The organism is Escherichia sp. KTE159, from assembly GCF_000408805.1.
In the GTDB taxonomy this organism is placed as follows: domain Bacteria; phylum Pseudomonadota; class Gammaproteobacteria; order Enterobacterales; family Enterobacteriaceae; genus Escherichia; species Escherichia marmotae.
Genome location: NZ_KE137292.1, coordinates 1,360,163 through 1,376,998, shown reverse-complemented (window position 1 = coordinate 1,376,998; position 16,836 = coordinate 1,360,163). Strand labels below are relative to the sequence as shown.

Here is a 16,836-nt window from a genome sequence, read left to right as displayed (position 1 = left end):
GAACAGATGGCTATGGAAACGCAGGACATTATCAAAAGGTCCGCAACTAACTCCATCACGCCGCCTTCGCAGGTGCGTGATTACAAAGCAGAAGTCGCGAAACTTATCGACGTTTCCACCTGTATCGGCTGTAAAGCCTGCCAGGTGGCATGTTCGGAGTGGAACGACATCCGTGATGAAGTGGGGCACTGCGTCGGGGTCTACGATAACCCCGCCGATCTGAGCGCCAAATCCTGGACGGTGATGCGCTTTAGCGAAACCGAACAGAACGGTAAGCTGGAGTGGCTGATCCGTAAAGACGGCTGTATGCACTGTGAAGATCCGGGCTGCCTGAAGGCGTGTCCGTCTGCCGGTGCAATCATTCAGTACGCTAACGGCATTGTCGATTTTCAGTCGGAAAACTGCATCGGCTGTGGTTACTGCATTGCCGGGTGTCCGTTTAATATTCCGCGCCTCAACAAAGAGGATAACCGGGTATATAAATGCACCCTCTGCGTCGATCGCGTCAGCGTCGGCCAGGAACCGGCTTGTGTGAAAACCTGTCCGACCGGGGCGATCCACTTCGGCACCAAGAAGGAGATGCTGGAGCTGGCGGAACAGCGGGTGGCGAAACTGAAAGCGCGTGGCTACGAACATGCTGGCGTCTACAACCCGGAAGGGGTTGGTGGCACGCACGTTATGTATGTGTTGCATCACGCCGATCAGCCGGAGCTGTATCACGGTCTGCCGAAGGAGCCGAAGATTGATACTTCGGTGAACTTGTGGAAAGGCGCGTTGAAACCGCTGGCAGCGGCTGGCTTTATCGCCACCTTTGCCGGGTTGATTTTCCACTACATCGGTATTGGCCCGAATAAGGAAGTGGACGATGACGAGGAGGGAAATCATGAGTAAGTCGAAAATGATTGTGCGCACCAAGTTTATTGATCGCGCCTGTCACTGGACCGTGGTGATTTGCTTCTTCCTGGTGGCACTTTCCGGGATTTCGTTCTTCTTCCCGACGCTGCAATGGCTGACGCAAACCTTCGGTACGCCGCAGATGGGACGCATTTTGCACCCATTCTTCGGCATTGCGATTTTTGTCGCGCTGATGTTTATGTTCTTCCGCTTTGTGCATCACAACATCCCGGATAAGAAAGATATTCCGTGGCTGTTGAACATTGTCGAAGTATTGAAAGGTAATGAGCACAAAGTGGCGGATGTCGGTAAGTACAACGCCGGGCAGAAGATGATGTTCTGGTCGATCATGAGCATGATTTTCGTGCTGCTGGTGACCGGGGTGATTATCTGGCGTCCGTACTTTGCGCAGTACTTCCCGATTCAGGTTGTCCGCTACAGTCTGCTGATCCACGCAGCCGCGGGTATCATCCTGATCCACGCCATCCTGATCCATATGTATATGGCATTCTGGGTGAAAGGGTCGATTAAAGGGATGGTCGAAGGAAAGGTGAGCCGTCGTTGGGCGAAGAAACACCATCCGCGCTGGTATCGTGAAATCGAGAAGGCCGAAGCGAAAAAAGAGAGTGAAGAAGGGATATAATCTCTTTTGAGCTTTAAGCTGAAAATGGCGCTGTAAAAGGCGCCATTTTTTATTGTAGATAACGTGCACTTTGTTCATGCCGGATGCGGCGTGAACGCCTTATCCGGCCAACAAACCGTTCAAATCCAATAGATTGCAGTGAAAGTGTAGGCCTGATAAGCGTAGCGCATCGGGCAATGTTGCGTTTGTCATCAGTTTCAAATGGCGCTTTATAAGGTGCCATTTTTTTATTGCGTAACCAGACGGCGCAGTCGCGACACATCCACCGTTTTTTCAGCCTCTGCCAGGCTCCAGGCGTTTTGCAGATTCAGCCACATTTGCGGCGAACTGCCGATCACCACGGAAAGTTTAATCGCCATTTCTGGTGTCAAAGCTGCTTTTCCGGTCAGCAATCGGCTTGCCGTTGAGGGCGCAATTTCCATTGCTCTGGCAAACTCGCGCAGGCTGACATTAAGTTCGTCCAGTGATTCCTGAATAATGTCCCCCGGGCGGGGATGATTGGCCATTTTCATCAGTGATAGTCCTCGTAATCCAGTATGTATGCATCGCCATTGACGAATTCAAATGTGATTCGCCAGTTGCCCGAGACAGATATCGTCCAAATTTCATCGCGATCGCCGCTTAACGGGTGTAGTCGGTAACCGGGCATATCGATATCAGCAAGACAGCTTGCTGCATCAATCACAGCGAGTCGGTGGCGTAATCGTTTGACTTGCGTCGGTATAACGCCGGAGGTTTTGCCGAGAAGAAACAAGTCACGCAATCCCTTGTGTCTGAAATTCATTATCATCTCTTCATCCTTGTTCCTTCGAAAGGAACACTATCACTATTGTTCCGTGCAGCGCAACAAATTTCGCTACGTTTTCGCGAATTGTGAGGGGAAAGATCGGGGAGGAAAAGAAGAAGAGTGAAATTGCGGAAAGCGTCTCGCAAAACAGGCTGCGACCCGAACATGGCAGTCGCAGCAAAGGACTCTTAGCGACGGAAATCAATCACCATACGGCCACGGATTTTACCTTCTTCCATCTCGGTAAAGATGGTGTTGATGTCCGCTAACGGACGCAGGGCGACTTTTGGCACCACTTTACCTTCGGCGGCAAACTGGAAGGCTTCGGTTAAATCCTGGCGCGTGCCGACCAGCGAACCTACGACTTCAATGCCATCCAGCACCAGCCGTGGAATATCAAGACTCATAGATTCCGGCGGTAGACCTACAGCCACGACACGCCCACCTGCGCGAACGGCGTCGACTGCCGAGTTAAATGCGGCTTTTGCTACCGCCGTCACCACCGCGGCATGAGCGCCACCGGTTTTCTCTTGCACAATTTTGGCAGCATCTTCAGAGCGTGAGTTAATTGCTAAATCAGCGCCCATCTCGGTCGCCAGTTTCAGTTGCTCATCATTGACATCAATGGCGATCACTTTGGCGTTAAAGACATTCTTCGCATATTGCAGGGCGAGGTTGCCCAGACCGCCAAGACCGTAGATAGCAATCCACTGCCCGGGGCGAATTTTTGACAGTTTCACCGCTTTATAGGTGGTGACGCCCGCGCAGGTAATGCTGCTGGCGGCAGCCGAGTCCAGGCCATCCGGCACTTTGACCGCGTAATCAGCGACCACGATGCACTCTTCAGCCATCCCGCCATCAACGCTGTATCCGGCATTTTTAACTGAACGGCAGAGGGTTTCGTTGCCGCTGTTACAGTATTCGCAATGACCGCATCCTTCAAAGAACCATGCTACGCTTGCGCGATCGCCTGGTTTCAATGAAGTTACTCCAGGGCCAACTTCCGCCACCACACCAATGCCTTCGTGCCCCAGAATTACGCCGGTCTTATCACCAAAATCGCCATTCTTAACATGAAGATCGGTATGACATACACCACAACACTCCATTTTTAACAGAGCTTCACCGTGTTTCAGTGAGCGCAGCGTTTTATCCGTAACGTCAACATGATGATCCTTCGTAACAACCGCAGCCTTCATAGTTCCTCCTTTTCGGATGATGTTCTGCATAGCAGGTGAGGCAAATGAGATTTATTCGCCACTACCCAGTATGGATGAGATCTGAAAAAGGGAGAGAAAAATTGCCCGGCAGTGTTCACTACCGGGCAGAGACTTAGATGGAAGTACGACGGTAGTCGCGGTATTCGGCTTGCCAGAAATTATCGTCAATGGCTTGTTGTAAAGCTTCAGCGGAGGTTTTCACCGCCACGCCTTGTTGCTGAGCCATTTTGCCGACCGCAAAAGCTATAGCCCGGGAGACTTTCTGAATATCTTTCAGTTCCGGCAATACCAGACCTTCGCCGTTCAGCACCAGAGGAGAATACTGCGCCAGGGTTTCACTTGCCGACATCAACATCTCATCGGTGATGCGTGACGCGCCGGAAGCAATAACGCCCAGCCCGATCCCCGGGAAGATAAAGGCGTTGTTACACTGGGCGATAGGGTAGATTTTATCTTTCCATACCACGGGATTAAACGGGCTGCCAGTGGCGACCAGCGCATTACCTTCGGTCCAGGCAATAATGTCCTGCGGCGTGGCTTCGACGCGTGATGTCGGGTTAGAGAGAGGCATCACGATTGGGCGTGGGCAATGCTTGTGCATTTCGCGGATGATCTCTTCCGTAAACAGCCCGGCCTGTCCGGAGACGCCAATCAGAATATCCGGTTTGACATTGCGCACCACATCGAGCAGTGACAGCACATCGCTGTCGGTATCCCAGCCGCTGAGATTGTCCCGCTTCTGCACCAGTTTGGTCTGGAAAGGCAGCAGATTTGGCATCTTGTCGGTCAGCAGGCCAAAGCGATCGACCATAAACACTTTCTGCCGCGCCGCTTCCTCGCTTAATCCTTCGCGCTGGGTCTGGGCGATGATCATCTCCGCAATACCGCATCCCGCAGAGCCAGCGCCGAGGAAGACGATTTTTTTCTCGCTTAACTGACCACCCGCCGCGCGACTGGCTGCTATCAGCGTTCCGACCGTTACCGCGGCGGTCCCCTGAATGTCATCATTAAAGGAACATATTTCATTGCGATAACGGTTCAGCAGCGGCATCGCGTTTTTCTGTGCGAAATCTTCAAACTGCAGCAACACGTCAGGCCAGCGTTGCTTCACGGCCTGGATAAATTCATCAACAAATTCATAGTATTCGTCGTCGGTGATACGCGGGTTCCGCCAGCCCATATACAGCGGGTCGTTAAGCAGTTGCTGATTGTTGGTGCCAACGTCCAATACTACCGGCAGCGTATACGCCGGGCTGATGCCGCCACAGGCGGTATAGAGCGACAGTTTACCGATTGGAATGCCCATCCCGCCGATACCCTGATCACCCAGGCCCAGGATACGTTCGCCATCCGTCACCACAATCACTTTAATGTTGTGATTCGGCACGTTTTGCAGGATGTCGTCCATATTGTGGCGGTTCTGGTAAGAGATAAACACGCCGCGCGAACGACGGTAGATCTCGGAGAAACGTTCACAGGCCGCGCCGACGGTTGGGGTATAAATGACGGGCATCATCTCATCAAGATGATTGTTCACCAGGCGGTAGAAGAGGGTTTCGTTGGTGTCCTGGATGTTACGCAGGTAGATGTGTTTGTCGATTTCGGTTTTGAATCCCTGATACTGGATCCACGCACGTTCCGCTTGTTCTTCGATGGTTTCGACCACTTCCGGCAGTAACCCCAGCAGGTTGAAGTTACGGCGTTCTTCCATGCTGAAGGCACTGCCTTTATTCAACAACGGAAATTCCAGCAGTACAGGGCCAGCGTAAGGAATATAAAGCGAACGCTGTTTTTTTGTTTTTGGTTCCATGTCACTCACTCTTTTTTGAATATCCATCCCTGGGGCGCTTTTATCGTCTTTGCTTTACCGCCAGGGCGTCGGCCCAAGTATAAAGCAGATAAAAACAAAAACACCATTGCGCTGGCAATGGTGTTTAATCGTCATTGAGGACGGATTGTTAAAACTTACTTTTCAGCGGGGCGTTTTCTGCCTGTTGGGTTATTTACCACGCTGGATTTGTCACCTTCGGTAACTATTTTGCGCTGGTTAGATATTTTATGATCCAGTCCAAGAATATGACGGGCCTGACGGTTCGATTTCATTTTAACTCCTCAATCCTGTTACTAGTTTTAAGGACAATTCGCCAAAGCGAAGAAACGTAACCCCTAAGGTTGCGGATCAAGCATAGCAGCTTAAAGTGTAGGGTGCTGGCCACTGACCACATAATTAATAGTTTGCTGGTAGATATCACTGAGGATGTCGTTATCAGAAGCTTCCAGCCATTTGGTCAGCTCCATGAGAATATCATCTTCAGTGACAACACCGTGCTCTGCCCGAAGGCCTTGCTCAATGGCGTTAACCAGAGCGGGTTCTGCGGTGGAATTTGCTGCCTGATAATAAGTAAACATAGTGATCCTCCTTGTCTGTGTATTTATGGTGTCTGCTACGCCTCGCAGATTTATAAAGCACATTCAGCATGGCAAATATTTATTGTCTCGTTACCAGGAATAATCCTGGTTGGTGATTTTTATATTTTAAATGCATGATGTTATTGGTTTTTATTTGTTGGGGTATCGTTTTAATCCTATATTTCCAGACATCCGGTGCGGTCATTCCATTTAAATGCGCAGGTGATTTTTTTAGCCGGTTTAATTCGGAATATCCTGCTTATCCTCTTGCTGTTTCTCCCGTAGTCTATAATTTCCTTTTTAAGCCCACAGGAGAGCAACAATGACAATCCATAAGAAAGGTCAGGCACACTGGGAAGGCGATATCAAACGCGGGAAGGGAACAGTATCTACCGAGAGCGGTGTGCTGAACCAACAACCGTATGGGTTTAACACGCGTTTTGAAGGCGCAAAAGGAACCAACCCGGAAGAGCTGATTGGTGCAGCACATGCCGCTTGTTTCTCGATGGCGCTTTCATTAATGCTGGGGGAAGCGGGATTCACACCAACATCGATTGATACCACTGCCGATGTATCACTGGATAAAGTGGATGCCGGTTTTGCGATTACTAAAATTGCACTGAAAAGCGAAGTCGCCGTTCCGGGCATTGATGCTTCCACCTTTGACGGTATTATCCAGAAAGCAAAAGCAGGATGTCCGGTTTCTCAGGTACTGAAAGCGGAAATTACGCTGGATTACCAGTTGAAAGCATAAATTCTCGCCGGATGATGCGTCATCCGGCAAGTTATCTACACAGATACTTTGTCCTTATCTCAATGAGATCTCGTATTTAAACCGCATCTTTATTCTGCTCATTATCCCCTCTGCGCATAAAAAATCATTATTGCATCAGGTTATGAATTTATACTTCGTTCAGAATATCAGTAAATATTGGGTTATTTATGTTTTCTGTTTGATGGTGCGAATCATATGTGCCATTGTAAGACTTAGTTAATTTTAACCAATTCAAATCTATTTAAATTAATTCATTTCAATTAATTTGCTAATTGATATTGTTCAATAAGGATGAAGCCATGTCGGTGAAAAAGGTCTCTTTTTTTATTGTGTTAATTTATCTAAGCCAGTATGCAAGTGCATCTTCAGAATTTAATTTCTCACCTGACAGTGTTTTTGTTGATGCTTCTCTTTCATTTCTGAATGGTGAGTCAGGTGAGTTTGTCTATAGTAATAGTGGCACACTTAGCCAACTGGACTGGAAAATTCAAAATACGCCCATTGTTAAAATGGGCGTAACCTGGGATGCAGTCTCATGGCTGACTCTTAATGCCAACGGCTGGACGACGCTTGCTTCTGCCGGTGCGCTAATGGATGATTATGACTGGCTGGAACCGGGGCAACAACACTGGAGCGATTGGTCACATCATCCTGCAACACGGTTAAATTTTGCAAATCAGTTTGATCTCAATATGACAGGTTGGTTTTTAAAGGAACAAAACTACCAATTAGGCGCTGTGTTAGGCTATCAGGAGACGCGTTTCAGTTGGTTGGCGAAAGGCGGTTACTATAGTTATGACAACGGTGCCGACATTGGTGATATTCCTCATGGCCAAAAAGTTATTGGTTACCAACAAAAATTCAGCGCTCCCTATTTAGGTCTTTCTGGTAAATATATCTACCATGATTTTGATATTATAACGCAATTTAAATATAGCGCCTGGGGAGAAGGGAAAGGCACAGATCAGCATTACTTGAGCAACATTACATTTAAAGATAAAGTATCTAACCAAAAATATTACTCAGGTCTTATTAACGTGGGGTATAACATTAATCCACAGGCGCGTATTTTTACAGAAATATCATGGAGTAGATTCTCTAATGATGTTGGTAACACAACAATTTATCATAAAGAAAATGGTGAACGTGTAAAAGATAAAGATTCACCTGGGATGCAGAATTATAATTACATTATTGGTGCGGGTATTATGTACAGATTTTAATATAGCGGCGCGCAAATAGCTTAATACGAATACATGAAATCTTGCCCGCCAGTGCGGGCAAGATTTACTAAACGTCGATTTGAAGCGGTAGCGCAGTAGACATCCAGACAGAGATCTCTTCGGCGGGTAAAGGGCGTGAGAAGAAATAGCCCTGAATAACGGGGCAGTGGATCTTGCGTAACATCTCAAACTGTTCTTTTGTTTCTACACCTTCAGCCACTACGGTTAAGTTCAGGCTTTGTCCAATGCCGGTAATAGCTTCTAACAAGGCGCGAATGCGTTTTTCAGTCAGACAACGATCGACAAAACTTTTATCAATTTTGATTTCTGTTACCGGCAGGCTGACTAAGCGTGATAAACCAGAAAAGCCGGTGCCGAAATCATCGACGGATAAACCTACACCCATATCCCGCAGGATCTGGATGCGTTTAAAGATCTCCGTATCGTGTTCCATCATCATGCTTTCGGTGATTTCCACTGTTAGCTGGTGGCCGTCAATCGCCCAGGCTTCCATCGCGTCGGAAACCTGATTGGGTAGTTGATTACTGCGAAAATGCAGCGCAGACAAGTTAACGGATAACGCCGGGATGTGAATATTCTGGCTATGCCATTCTGCTAACTGGCGACAGGCTTCAGCGATGACCCAGCGACCAATGTTTTCAATTTCACCAATCTCTTCCGCGAGGGGAATAAACCGGGAAGGGGGAACATGACCATGCTGCGGATCGTACCAGCGAGCAAGAGCTTCAAGACCGTACAGTTCACCCGTTTCCGCGAAGATCTGCGGCTGGTAAACCAGTTTCAACTGGTTGTTGCTGATCGCTTCTTTCAGCGCCGCACCTAATACCAGCCGCTCTTTAACCATTTCGTTCATTGTCGGACTAAAGAACTGCCAGCCGTTGCCGCCATTTTTGCGAATGAAATCCATCGCATTGTGGGCGGTAGAAAGCAGGTAGTCACGGTTTTTGCCAACGTCGTAACTGATACCAATGCTTAAGGTTAAAGGAAAAGGTTGATCGTCAATGATGACCGGCTTTCTAATGATGTTGCGTAGCTCATCAGCGATTTGGGTAATGTTGCTTACTTCATCCTCCAGGCTAATGAGGACAAACTGTGCACCTTCAACGCGGCAGAGATACTGATCGGGTTTGAGTTTTTCGCGAAAACGATTAACGACCTCTAACAATGCCTGATCGGCCCACGCGTAGCCGAGGCTGTCGATCACATCCTGAATATGGTCGACGCCAATAAGATACACCACCGGAGAGACGGCTCTATCGACCAGGTCGTCAAGGTAATTGTGCAGATTATTGCGATTTGGCAGACCGGTCATCGGATCAAACTGAATTAGCTGTTCGATGTGCTGGCGGCTTTTCTCCTGTTCCAGCGCCAGTGCGGCCATATGCTGGCTGATATCTGCCACACGTTCGACAAATGCACTGGTTTCTGTTCCTGCCGCGGTCTTGATTTGCAGTATCCCCGCAGGCGCACCATCACGCTGGCGAATGGTGACAGCCCAGCTTTGTGCATTCTTTACATCTGCCTCATGAGAGGACGATGCCCAATGCACTGGCATCCCATTACGCAATGCATACAGCGATACGTGTGATTCATGAAGAATGGATTCAATATTACGGCAAATGATTTCACCCATTTCATGAAACGGTGGGCTACTGCACATGGCGGCGAGGATGTTGCCTTCCAGTTGGCGGATTTGCCGTTCTTCGGTGATATCTGAGAAGGTCATCACCAGGTTTTGTAGATGAGCAAGCACGTCATAGACCGGACTGATAGACGCTTTAATCCAGATATTTTCACCCGTACGCGTCAATAACAGAAATTCATCCTGATCGCGGGAGGTTTTCCACAATAGTTGCTGTAAGCGAATGCGGTTATCTGTCGGGTAATCAGGAATGTTAAGTAGCGTATCGGGTTGCATACCGCTGGCTTCGCTGATGCAGTAGCCAAACATTTCGGTAAATGCGCGATTGCACTGCACGATATGACGCTCAGGATCGAGCACAATCACAGGTCGGTCGAGGTGGTCTACGGCAATGAGCAACTGCCGGGTCTGTTCTTTCTGCGCCATTTCAACGCTGGCATCCCGAACCAGCGCCAGATAATAAATTTTCCCTTCGGCAGTCACTTTTGACAGGGCAAATCGTGTCCATATTTTACTGCCGTCTTTTTTCTCCAGTTGCAATTCCCGGCTCATTCCTTCGACACGCGCTTTACCACCTTCACGGTTATGCCGGATATATTCAGGATGTGCAGGGCGCAAATTATGGGGGATGAGCATATCGATGTTATTGCCAATGACCTCTTCGCGCTTATATCCCCAGAGCTTCTCTGCGGCTGGGTTGAAAAACATCACTTCATCATTTTCGTTAATTAACACCGCCCCCATCATATTTTGTTCAAGGGCGGGAAAAAAAATGCCGTCAGCGGCATTTTCTGCATCGGTTAGCTTCATGATTACCTCTGCATCCGGGCGCATTTAAAGACTGGCTTTCCAGAGTTCAACACGGTTTCTACCTCGTCTTTTAGCGATATACAGAGCTTCGTCGGCTATTTGAATTAAACGTTCATAATCAGGATGCCCATTAAACATGGCGGCACCAATGGACAGAGAGAGGACAATATCTTCGCCGTTTGCAGCTTTTAGTTTGGTTTTTTCTACCCGACTGCGTATACGTTCTGCGGTACGTAAAGTGTCAGTTTCTGAGGCTTCAGTCAGTACAATGATAAATTCATCGCCACCGTAGCGGAAAACATAATCACTGCTGCGAACATTGTCGTAAAACGCCTGCGAGACTTTACGTAAGATCTCGTCACCGGTGTTATGTCCCCATGTGTCGTTGATCTCTTTGAATTTATCAACATCGATGATTAGCACAGACAACGGCGTGCCGGTTCTATTGGCATGGGCAATTTCACGTTTGAAGATAGTCGGCAGGAAACGGCGGTTGAGTAGCTTGGTTAACACATCCATTCCCACTTCATGGCGAGAAACTTCTTCAAACAGTTCTCGTAGTAAAGTGATAATTTGCGATACGGTATTTCGTATCTGTAATAAAAATTTCACTCGCAGGCTTTTGTTACTCAGATTTTTGGCATGGAGTATTGTCTGATTGAAAATTCCGTCGAAATCCTGAACCAGGCGGGAGATATGGCCTACTTCAGCAATACCACTAAAATAATGGCGGCCTTTATGGTTAAACCACAGGCCAAAATCAGCCTGGCTTAACGGTAGGCTACTGCCTAAATCAGAATCCAACAGAACTTTATAAATAATATCTATTTCCCATGAAAGTAATGAGGCTATTTGCCGTTCTTTTTCTTCTTCAGCATTTTCCAGTAATGAGAATATACGATAGTTCTCATCTTCTTTAGCGGCGCTACTGTCGCTAAAGGTAAACGCCCTGGTCATAACTTCCATGGCTATATCGATACTGTTAATCGAAAAATGATAAACCTGAAGTTTTTCCGCAGGCGAATAATCAGAGGAAAATATCACTGGATAGAGGATTTTTTTCAGCACGCGAAAACCCATCTCGACAATTTCCACGGGAATGCCAATACGAGCATGGACTTCAGCCACGGTATGTTGGATTTGTATCAGTCTTTCAACATCGTCCGTTTGCGCAGAGAGTACGTTGATAATCCACTTTTCCATAGCACTTTTGAGCTGTCTTTCAACCTGTTCGTTACTCAAAAACTCTTCGGCGTGCGGGTCAGTGCGTACAATACGATAAAACTCATTGCTCAGGTAATGGGCATGGGTAACGGCAATTTCTGCGGCTTTTGTGCGAATGATGGGAGCGGCCTGGGCAACTAATCCGGTCCACTCATCTTTCATTCTTTTAAAGTACATCTCCATAATTCAGCCCCTTATACGACTGGAAAGGCAAATGAGATCGAAAAAACGAAACGCAACACACTGGACAGGCTTATTGCACCATATTCTCCTGAAATATGAAGATGTAATGAAGAGAAATAAACGAGTTAGACAGTTTTAATCTACGCTACTGTTCTTCTGAAGAGTATAGCCCATCGTGATTATTTTTCGGTGGCGACGAACATCACTTTGTTTTTCATATTAATACTAATTAATCAGGAGATTATGGCCATTTGCTTATACGCAAATAATTTAACATTAAGAGAATGTGACTTTTTTGAAAGGTAACAGGCCGGTGCTTTAATCACCGGCGATGGCACAGTAAAAAAGGGGATTAGCTTCCCCAGCGACTTTGCAGATAACTAACGGCTTGCTGGGTCTGTGGTTTATTCAGGTAATCTTCGCGGAACAAAATAGTACCGCTAATTTCTGGAACAGCGTCGTTAAGATCGAGCTGCTTTTTCAGTTCTGGCACGCCGCCGTTAACTGTCCAGTCAGGTTCTATCTTCGAGGGTTCTCCAACTTTATAGAAGGCGACACCGATATAGAGACGGGTTTTGGTCGGTTTGACGACATCTGCCCACCATTTAGCCAATACGTCATAGCGTGCGGCGCTACGAGAGAAAGGCCAGTAAATTTGTGGAGCAATATAATCCAGTAAACCTTGTTCGACCCAACGGCGGGTATCCGCATAGGATTCATCATAGGCAGCAGCTCCACGGGTATCTGAACCGAGTGGATCATGTGAGCGATTACGCCAGACGCCTGCCGGGCTAACACCAAATTCGACCTCAGGCTTCAGGCTTTTTATGGTATGCGATACTTTCGCGATTAACTGCTGGGTATTGTTGCGTCGCCAGTCTGCCTTCGAGGCAAAAGCGCCCCCATATTTGCGGTACGTCTCGTTATCGTTAAGCAGTGAACCTGGTGATTCGGTGTAGAAATAGTCGTCGAACTGCACACCATCAACCGGATAACGGGAAACGACTTCTGCAACTATCGATGTGATCCAGTCCTGAACTTCAGGGATGCCCGGGTCGAGAACAAAACGGTCGCCCGATGTCCTGATCCAGTCGCGATGCTGCACATAGACGCTGGCAGGTTGCTGCGACAGGGTGTTATTCAATTCCCTGATTGTTCCGGGTTTAGTATTAACCGACACGCGATAGGGGTTAAACCAGGCGTGTACTTTCATCCCACGCTTGTGGGCTTCATCGAGTATAAATTGCAGCGGATCGTAACCGGGGTCTTCACCCATCTTGCCGGTCATAAGATCTGACCACGGCAAAATTTTTGATGGCCAAAGGGCAGTGCCATCGGGCTTTACCTGGAAAAAGACCGTATTTATGCCGAGACGTTGCAGATGATCCAGCTTGTCGATCATCGCCTGTTGTTGCACGCTGGCTCGGGTGGTGGGGTTACTAATGTTAACCGAGGAAACCGGGGGCCAGTCGAGGCGAGACACAGTGGCCAGCCAGATACCACGCATGGGTTGCGACGATTGTTGCGCTGTTGCTGGTGGTTTTAAGCCTGCTGGTGGTGTAACTATTGTGGTTGGCGGTGTTGTCTTACAACTACACAGTAAAAGAGCCAGTGCAACGAGCGCCGCTGGTCTTTTGAGCGCGAATTTCACGTTTCGGGAGCAGATATCCATATATGCTGGTTTCCGGTAAACAGATGTGTTGCTCATTCTCGTACTTATCTGGGGCAAGTCAATACGATAACTGGTACGAAAAAGGGAGCGATTAACTATCGCTCCCTTATACTGTCACCACTCAGATAGGGTTAGTGTTTCTTGTCGTTTATCACAATATAGTGCGGTGAACGTGCACGTGGATGCAGGAAGAAGTGGCCTTTCGGCGCGTTCTGGCTGTTAATTGGCTCCAGTGTTACACCGGTATTCGCTTTGCCTCTACGATCATGGATGGCATAGAGAATAAAGGGCAGGGCGAGTACTACCAGGAAACTCACCACCAGTAATTCAACATACATATCGGTAGAGTCACCCTGGATATTATCCGGCGGCAGGAAGGAGACGATAAACGCCATAATTGAGGTCAGCAGACCGACAATAGCTACCACCAGTTTTACGCCTTTACCTCCTGGGATATTAAATGTGCGTTTTAAATCAGGGTGTTTAAGGACTAATACAATGTAGCCAATAAACAGCATGAAATAAGCACACAGATAAATCACCACTGTCAGTGCCAGTGCAATCAGGAAGGACATGTTGTTACCACCACCGGTATTGGTGAGGATAATCAACGCAATTGAAGTGATCACCAATTGGGAAATAACCAGTGTTACCGGCACGCCATTTTTGTTCATTTTGGCGAAGCTGGCGGGCAGCAGGTTTTTCTGTGCAGTGACATACATACCGCGAGAAGGGCCGACAATCCAGGATGCTATTTCTGCCAGTACCCCCAACAGCAGCAGGGCGGAGATCACGCGTACCGTCCACTCAATTTCCGGTGCCACATGGGACATCAGAACGGTAAAGGTTTGCATCACCCCTGCGGAGAGGTTGATTTCATTACCCGGAATGACCATCGCAATGGACAAACCACCAACCGAGCTTAAGCAGATTGCCGCCACCATCAATAGCAGCATGGCTAATGGATAATCGCGCCCTGGGTTACTCATTTCATTGACGTGCGTTGCGGATGCTTCCACCCCCATATAACTCAGGATGAAGGCAACAAACACAACCAGCGTGCCAATTTTTGAGAAATCAGGAAAGAAGGTTTTTGCATCCATTTCGATAGCAACCGGCGCACCGGAGTGCAGGTAAATAGCCGCTAATGCGATCAAAATAAATGCAGGCAGCAGGATCCCGGCGAAGAAGCCGACTTTAGCAATTCGCGCCGTATATTTCGTGCCGCCGAACTGCGTTAATGCCAGTGCCCAAAGAATGATGAGTGCTGCAATGGTTTTTGTTACCGGGTCTTCATTCAGTGCAGGCCATTTAAGGATGTAGGAGAGCGCTCCTAACACGAAATAGAGCATTGGAATAAAGCCGATAGCGATTTGCAGATAGCCAAATGAGATAGCTGCAAATCCCCATTTCAACCCCAGGGTATTCGATACCCAGGCGAAAACACCACCTTCCTCCCAGCCGTCCACGGTAGCCATTTCCGCAGCACAGAGGCCCACGGGAATAAACCATAAAATCCCGCCTAATAGCAGGAAGAAGACTAATGAAAAACCAGATGTTGCGAATGTCGGGTATTCATAAACAGCCATTACCATCGACGCCGTAATGGCGAAGAATCCAAGTAATGTTAGCTGCTTAGCTTTACCTGTCTGTACCGATGTAGCCATATTATCCCCCTAAAACGGTATTCCTGTCGGAACCGCACCTGTCTTGTTCTGAAGCGTGTTCAGAGCAATATTTTCCGTTGCTAATGCCAGTGAACAGACTTTGGAATTTGTCCCGAAACAGGAGCGTTCCGGGACAGCATTACCACTTAAACGTTATCAGGTATGTTTAAAGCTGTTCTGCTGGGCAATACCCTGCAGTTTCGGGTGATCGCTGAGGTATTTCAGGGAGGCTTTGTAGTCTTCCAGCAACAGTTCAGCGAAGTCCATTTCGAAGCCACGACGACACATAATACGCATCACCACGATGTCAGTGGCTTCACCGCCAAGGGTGAAGGCTGGAACCTGCCAGCCGCGCAGGCGCAGACGTTCAGAGAGGTCATACAGGGTGTATCCCGGATCTTCCCCGTCTTTCAGTTTGAAGCAAACCGCCGGGATACCTTCGTCCGGGCGACCGGTGCAGATGAACTCATACGGTCCCAGTTTAGCGATTTCATCCGCCAGGTAAGTGGCGACCTGATAAGAGGCGTTCTGCACTTTGGTGTAGCCTTCACGACCGAGGCGCAGGAATTCATAGTACTGGGCAATCACCTGACCCGCCGGACGCGAGAAGTTGATGGCAAAAGTCCCGATTTGCCCGCCGAGATAGTCAACGTTAAACACCAGCTCTTTCGGCAGTGCTTCTTCGTCACGCCAGATAACCCAGCCGCAGCCCAGCGGAGCCAGACCAAATTTATGACCAGAAGCACTGATCGATTTCACGCGTGGCAGGCGGAAGTCCCAGACGATATCCGGGGCGACGAACGGTGCCAGGAAGCCACCGCTGGCAGCGTCGATATGCATATCGATGTCGATACCGGTGTCGGCCTGGAACTTATCCAGCGCATCGTGCAGCGGTTGCGGGAACTCATAGTTACCGGTGTAGGTCACGCCGAAAGTCGGCACCACGCCGATGGTGTTTTCGTCGCAGGCCTCAATCATCCGTTTCGGATCCATAAACAACTGACCGGGGCGCATAGGGATCTCACGCAATTCCACATCCCAGTAACGGGCGAATTTATGCCAGCAGATTTGCACAGGGCCGCACACCAGGTTTGGTTTATCGGTCGGTTTACCTGCGGCTTCCATACGCTTGCGCCAACGCCATTTCATCGCCATCCCGCCGAGCATACAGGCCTCGGAAGAACCAATGGTGTTGGTGCCAACGGCCTGACCGTTTTTCGGCGCAGGCGCGTGCCACAGATCAGCAACCATGTTTACGCAACGCAGATCAATTGCTGCGGACTGCGGATATTCTTCTTTATCGATCCAGTTTTTATTGATCGACAGATCCATCAGCTTATGAACATTTTCATCGTCCCAGGTCTGACAAAATGTGGCGAGGTTTTGTCGGGCATTGCCATCCAGGTATAATTCATCATTGATAATCTGGAAGGCGATATCATCGCGCATTTCATGCAGCGGAAAACGTTTCGATTCCGCGATAGTGGAAATTGCCTTTGCGCCAAAACGTGAATCGAGTAGTTCAGACCTTAAATCCGTTACTTGCTTCTTATCCATTTCAAACTCCTTAAAATGATTGGAACGCATTAAAAAAAGTAGGATTTATTGATAAAGTAAGCAAGCGTAAAGGCCTCGGTTTCAAATAACAAAATCCTAATTTTATTTT

The 16,836-nt window shown here is 48.3% G+C and carries 15 protein-coding genes; 4 read left to right on the top strand and 11 right to left on the bottom strand.

Annotation, left to right across the window (positions count from 1 at the left end):
* Positions 1-6: 6 nt before the first annotated feature.
* Together fdnH and fdnI are read left to right on the top strand one after the other, a co-directional pair.
* On the top strand, positions 7-891 hold the full coding sequence (gene fdnH / locus A31E_RS14920) for a formate dehydrogenase N subunit beta (protein WP_001240589.1): 885 nt from the start codon (positions 7-9) through the stop codon (positions 889-891).
* Complete coding sequence (gene fdnI / locus A31E_RS14925) at positions 884-1,537, top strand: formate dehydrogenase-N subunit gamma (protein WP_000045637.1); 654 nt, start codon at positions 884-886, stop codon at positions 1,535-1,537. The genes fdnH and fdnI overlap by 8 nt, the downstream gene beginning before the upstream one ends.
* A gap of 227 nt (positions 1,538-1,764) precedes the next feature.
* Here the strand turns inward: fdnI and A31E_RS14930 are convergent, their stop codons facing one another.
* The 6 genes from A31E_RS14930 to bdm form a co-directional block, all read right to left on the bottom strand.
* Positions 1,765-2,049, bottom strand: coding sequence for a HigA family addiction module antitoxin (locus tag A31E_RS14930; protein ID WP_000781370.1), 285 nt, complete (start codon positions 2,047-2,049; stop codon positions 1,765-1,767).
* Positions 2,049-2,327: a type II toxin-antitoxin system RelE/ParE family toxin gene (locus A31E_RS14935; RefSeq protein WP_016248700.1), complete on the bottom strand. Its 279-nt coding sequence runs from the start codon at positions 2,325-2,327 to the stop codon at positions 2,049-2,051. Before A31E_RS14935 ends, A31E_RS14930 begins: the two co-directional genes overlap by 1 nt.
* A gap of 185 nt (positions 2,328-2,512) precedes the next feature.
* Positions 2,513-3,523, bottom strand: coding sequence for an alcohol dehydrogenase AdhP (gene adhP, locus A31E_RS14940; protein ID WP_000642389.1), 1,011 nt, complete (start codon positions 3,521-3,523; stop codon positions 2,513-2,515).
* Between the two features lie 133 nt (positions 3,524-3,656).
* Positions 3,657-5,354, bottom strand: coding sequence for a malate dehydrogenase (gene maeA / locus A31E_RS14945; RefSeq protein WP_001516384.1), 1,698 nt, complete (start codon positions 5,352-5,354; stop codon positions 3,657-3,659).
* 155 nt (positions 5,355-5,509) lie between these two features.
* Positions 5,510-5,647: a stationary-phase-induced ribosome-associated protein gene (gene sra, locus A31E_RS14950; protein ID WP_000841554.1), complete on the bottom strand. Its 138-nt coding sequence runs from the start codon at positions 5,645-5,647 to the stop codon at positions 5,510-5,512.
* A gap of 90 nt (positions 5,648-5,737) precedes the next feature.
* The gene (gene bdm, locus A31E_RS14955) at positions 5,738-5,953 is read right to left on the bottom strand and encodes a biofilm-dependent modulation protein (RefSeq protein WP_000495761.1); all 216 of its coding nucleotides are present in this window, start codon (positions 5,951-5,953) and stop codon (positions 5,738-5,740) included.
* A 322-nt stretch (positions 5,954-6,275) separates the two neighbouring features.
* Between bdm and osmC the strand changes: the two genes are divergently transcribed.
* Positions 6,276-6,707 carry a peroxiredoxin OsmC gene (gene osmC / locus A31E_RS14960; protein ID WP_000152293.1) on the top strand — a complete coding sequence of 144 codons (432 nt, stop codon included), beginning with the start codon at positions 6,276-6,278 and terminating at the stop codon, positions 6,705-6,707.
* 320 nt (positions 6,708-7,027) lie between these two features.
* A complete protein-coding gene (locus tag A31E_RS14965) occupies positions 7,028-7,951 on the top strand; it encodes an omptin family outer membrane protease (protein WP_016248699.1) in 924 nt (307 codons plus the stop codon).
* A gap of 67 nt (positions 7,952-8,018) precedes the next feature.
* Here A31E_RS14965 and dosP read toward each other — a convergent pair whose 3' ends face one another.
* From dosP to A31E_RS14990, 5 genes are all read right to left on the bottom strand, one after another.
* Positions 8,019-10,424, bottom strand: coding sequence for an oxygen-sensing cyclic-di-GMP phosphodiesterase DosP (gene dosP, locus A31E_RS14970; protein WP_001516382.1), 2,406 nt, complete (start codon positions 10,422-10,424; stop codon positions 8,019-8,021).
* A 24-nt stretch (positions 10,425-10,448) separates the two neighbouring features.
* Entirely contained in the window at positions 10,449-11,831 is a 1,383-nt protein-coding gene (gene dosC, locus A31E_RS14975) for a diguanylate cyclase DosC (protein WP_000426259.1), read from the bottom strand.
* 352 nt (positions 11,832-12,183) lie between these two features.
* Complete coding sequence (locus A31E_RS14980) at positions 12,184-13,503, bottom strand: family 10 glycosylhydrolase (RefSeq protein WP_016248698.1); 1,320 nt, start codon at positions 13,501-13,503, stop codon at positions 12,184-12,186.
* A gap of 131 nt (positions 13,504-13,634) precedes the next feature.
* Entirely contained in the window at positions 13,635-15,170 is a 1,536-nt protein-coding gene (gene gadC, locus A31E_RS14985; RefSeq protein WP_001516379.1) for an acid resistance gamma-aminobutyrate antiporter GadC, read from the bottom strand.
* A 156-nt stretch (positions 15,171-15,326) separates the two neighbouring features.
* Positions 15,327-16,727 (bottom strand): glutamate decarboxylase, encoded by a 1,401-nt coding sequence (locus tag A31E_RS14990; RefSeq protein ID WP_016248697.1) that lies wholly within the window; start codon positions 16,725-16,727, stop codon positions 15,327-15,329.
* Positions 16,728-16,836 lie beyond the last annotated feature (109 nt).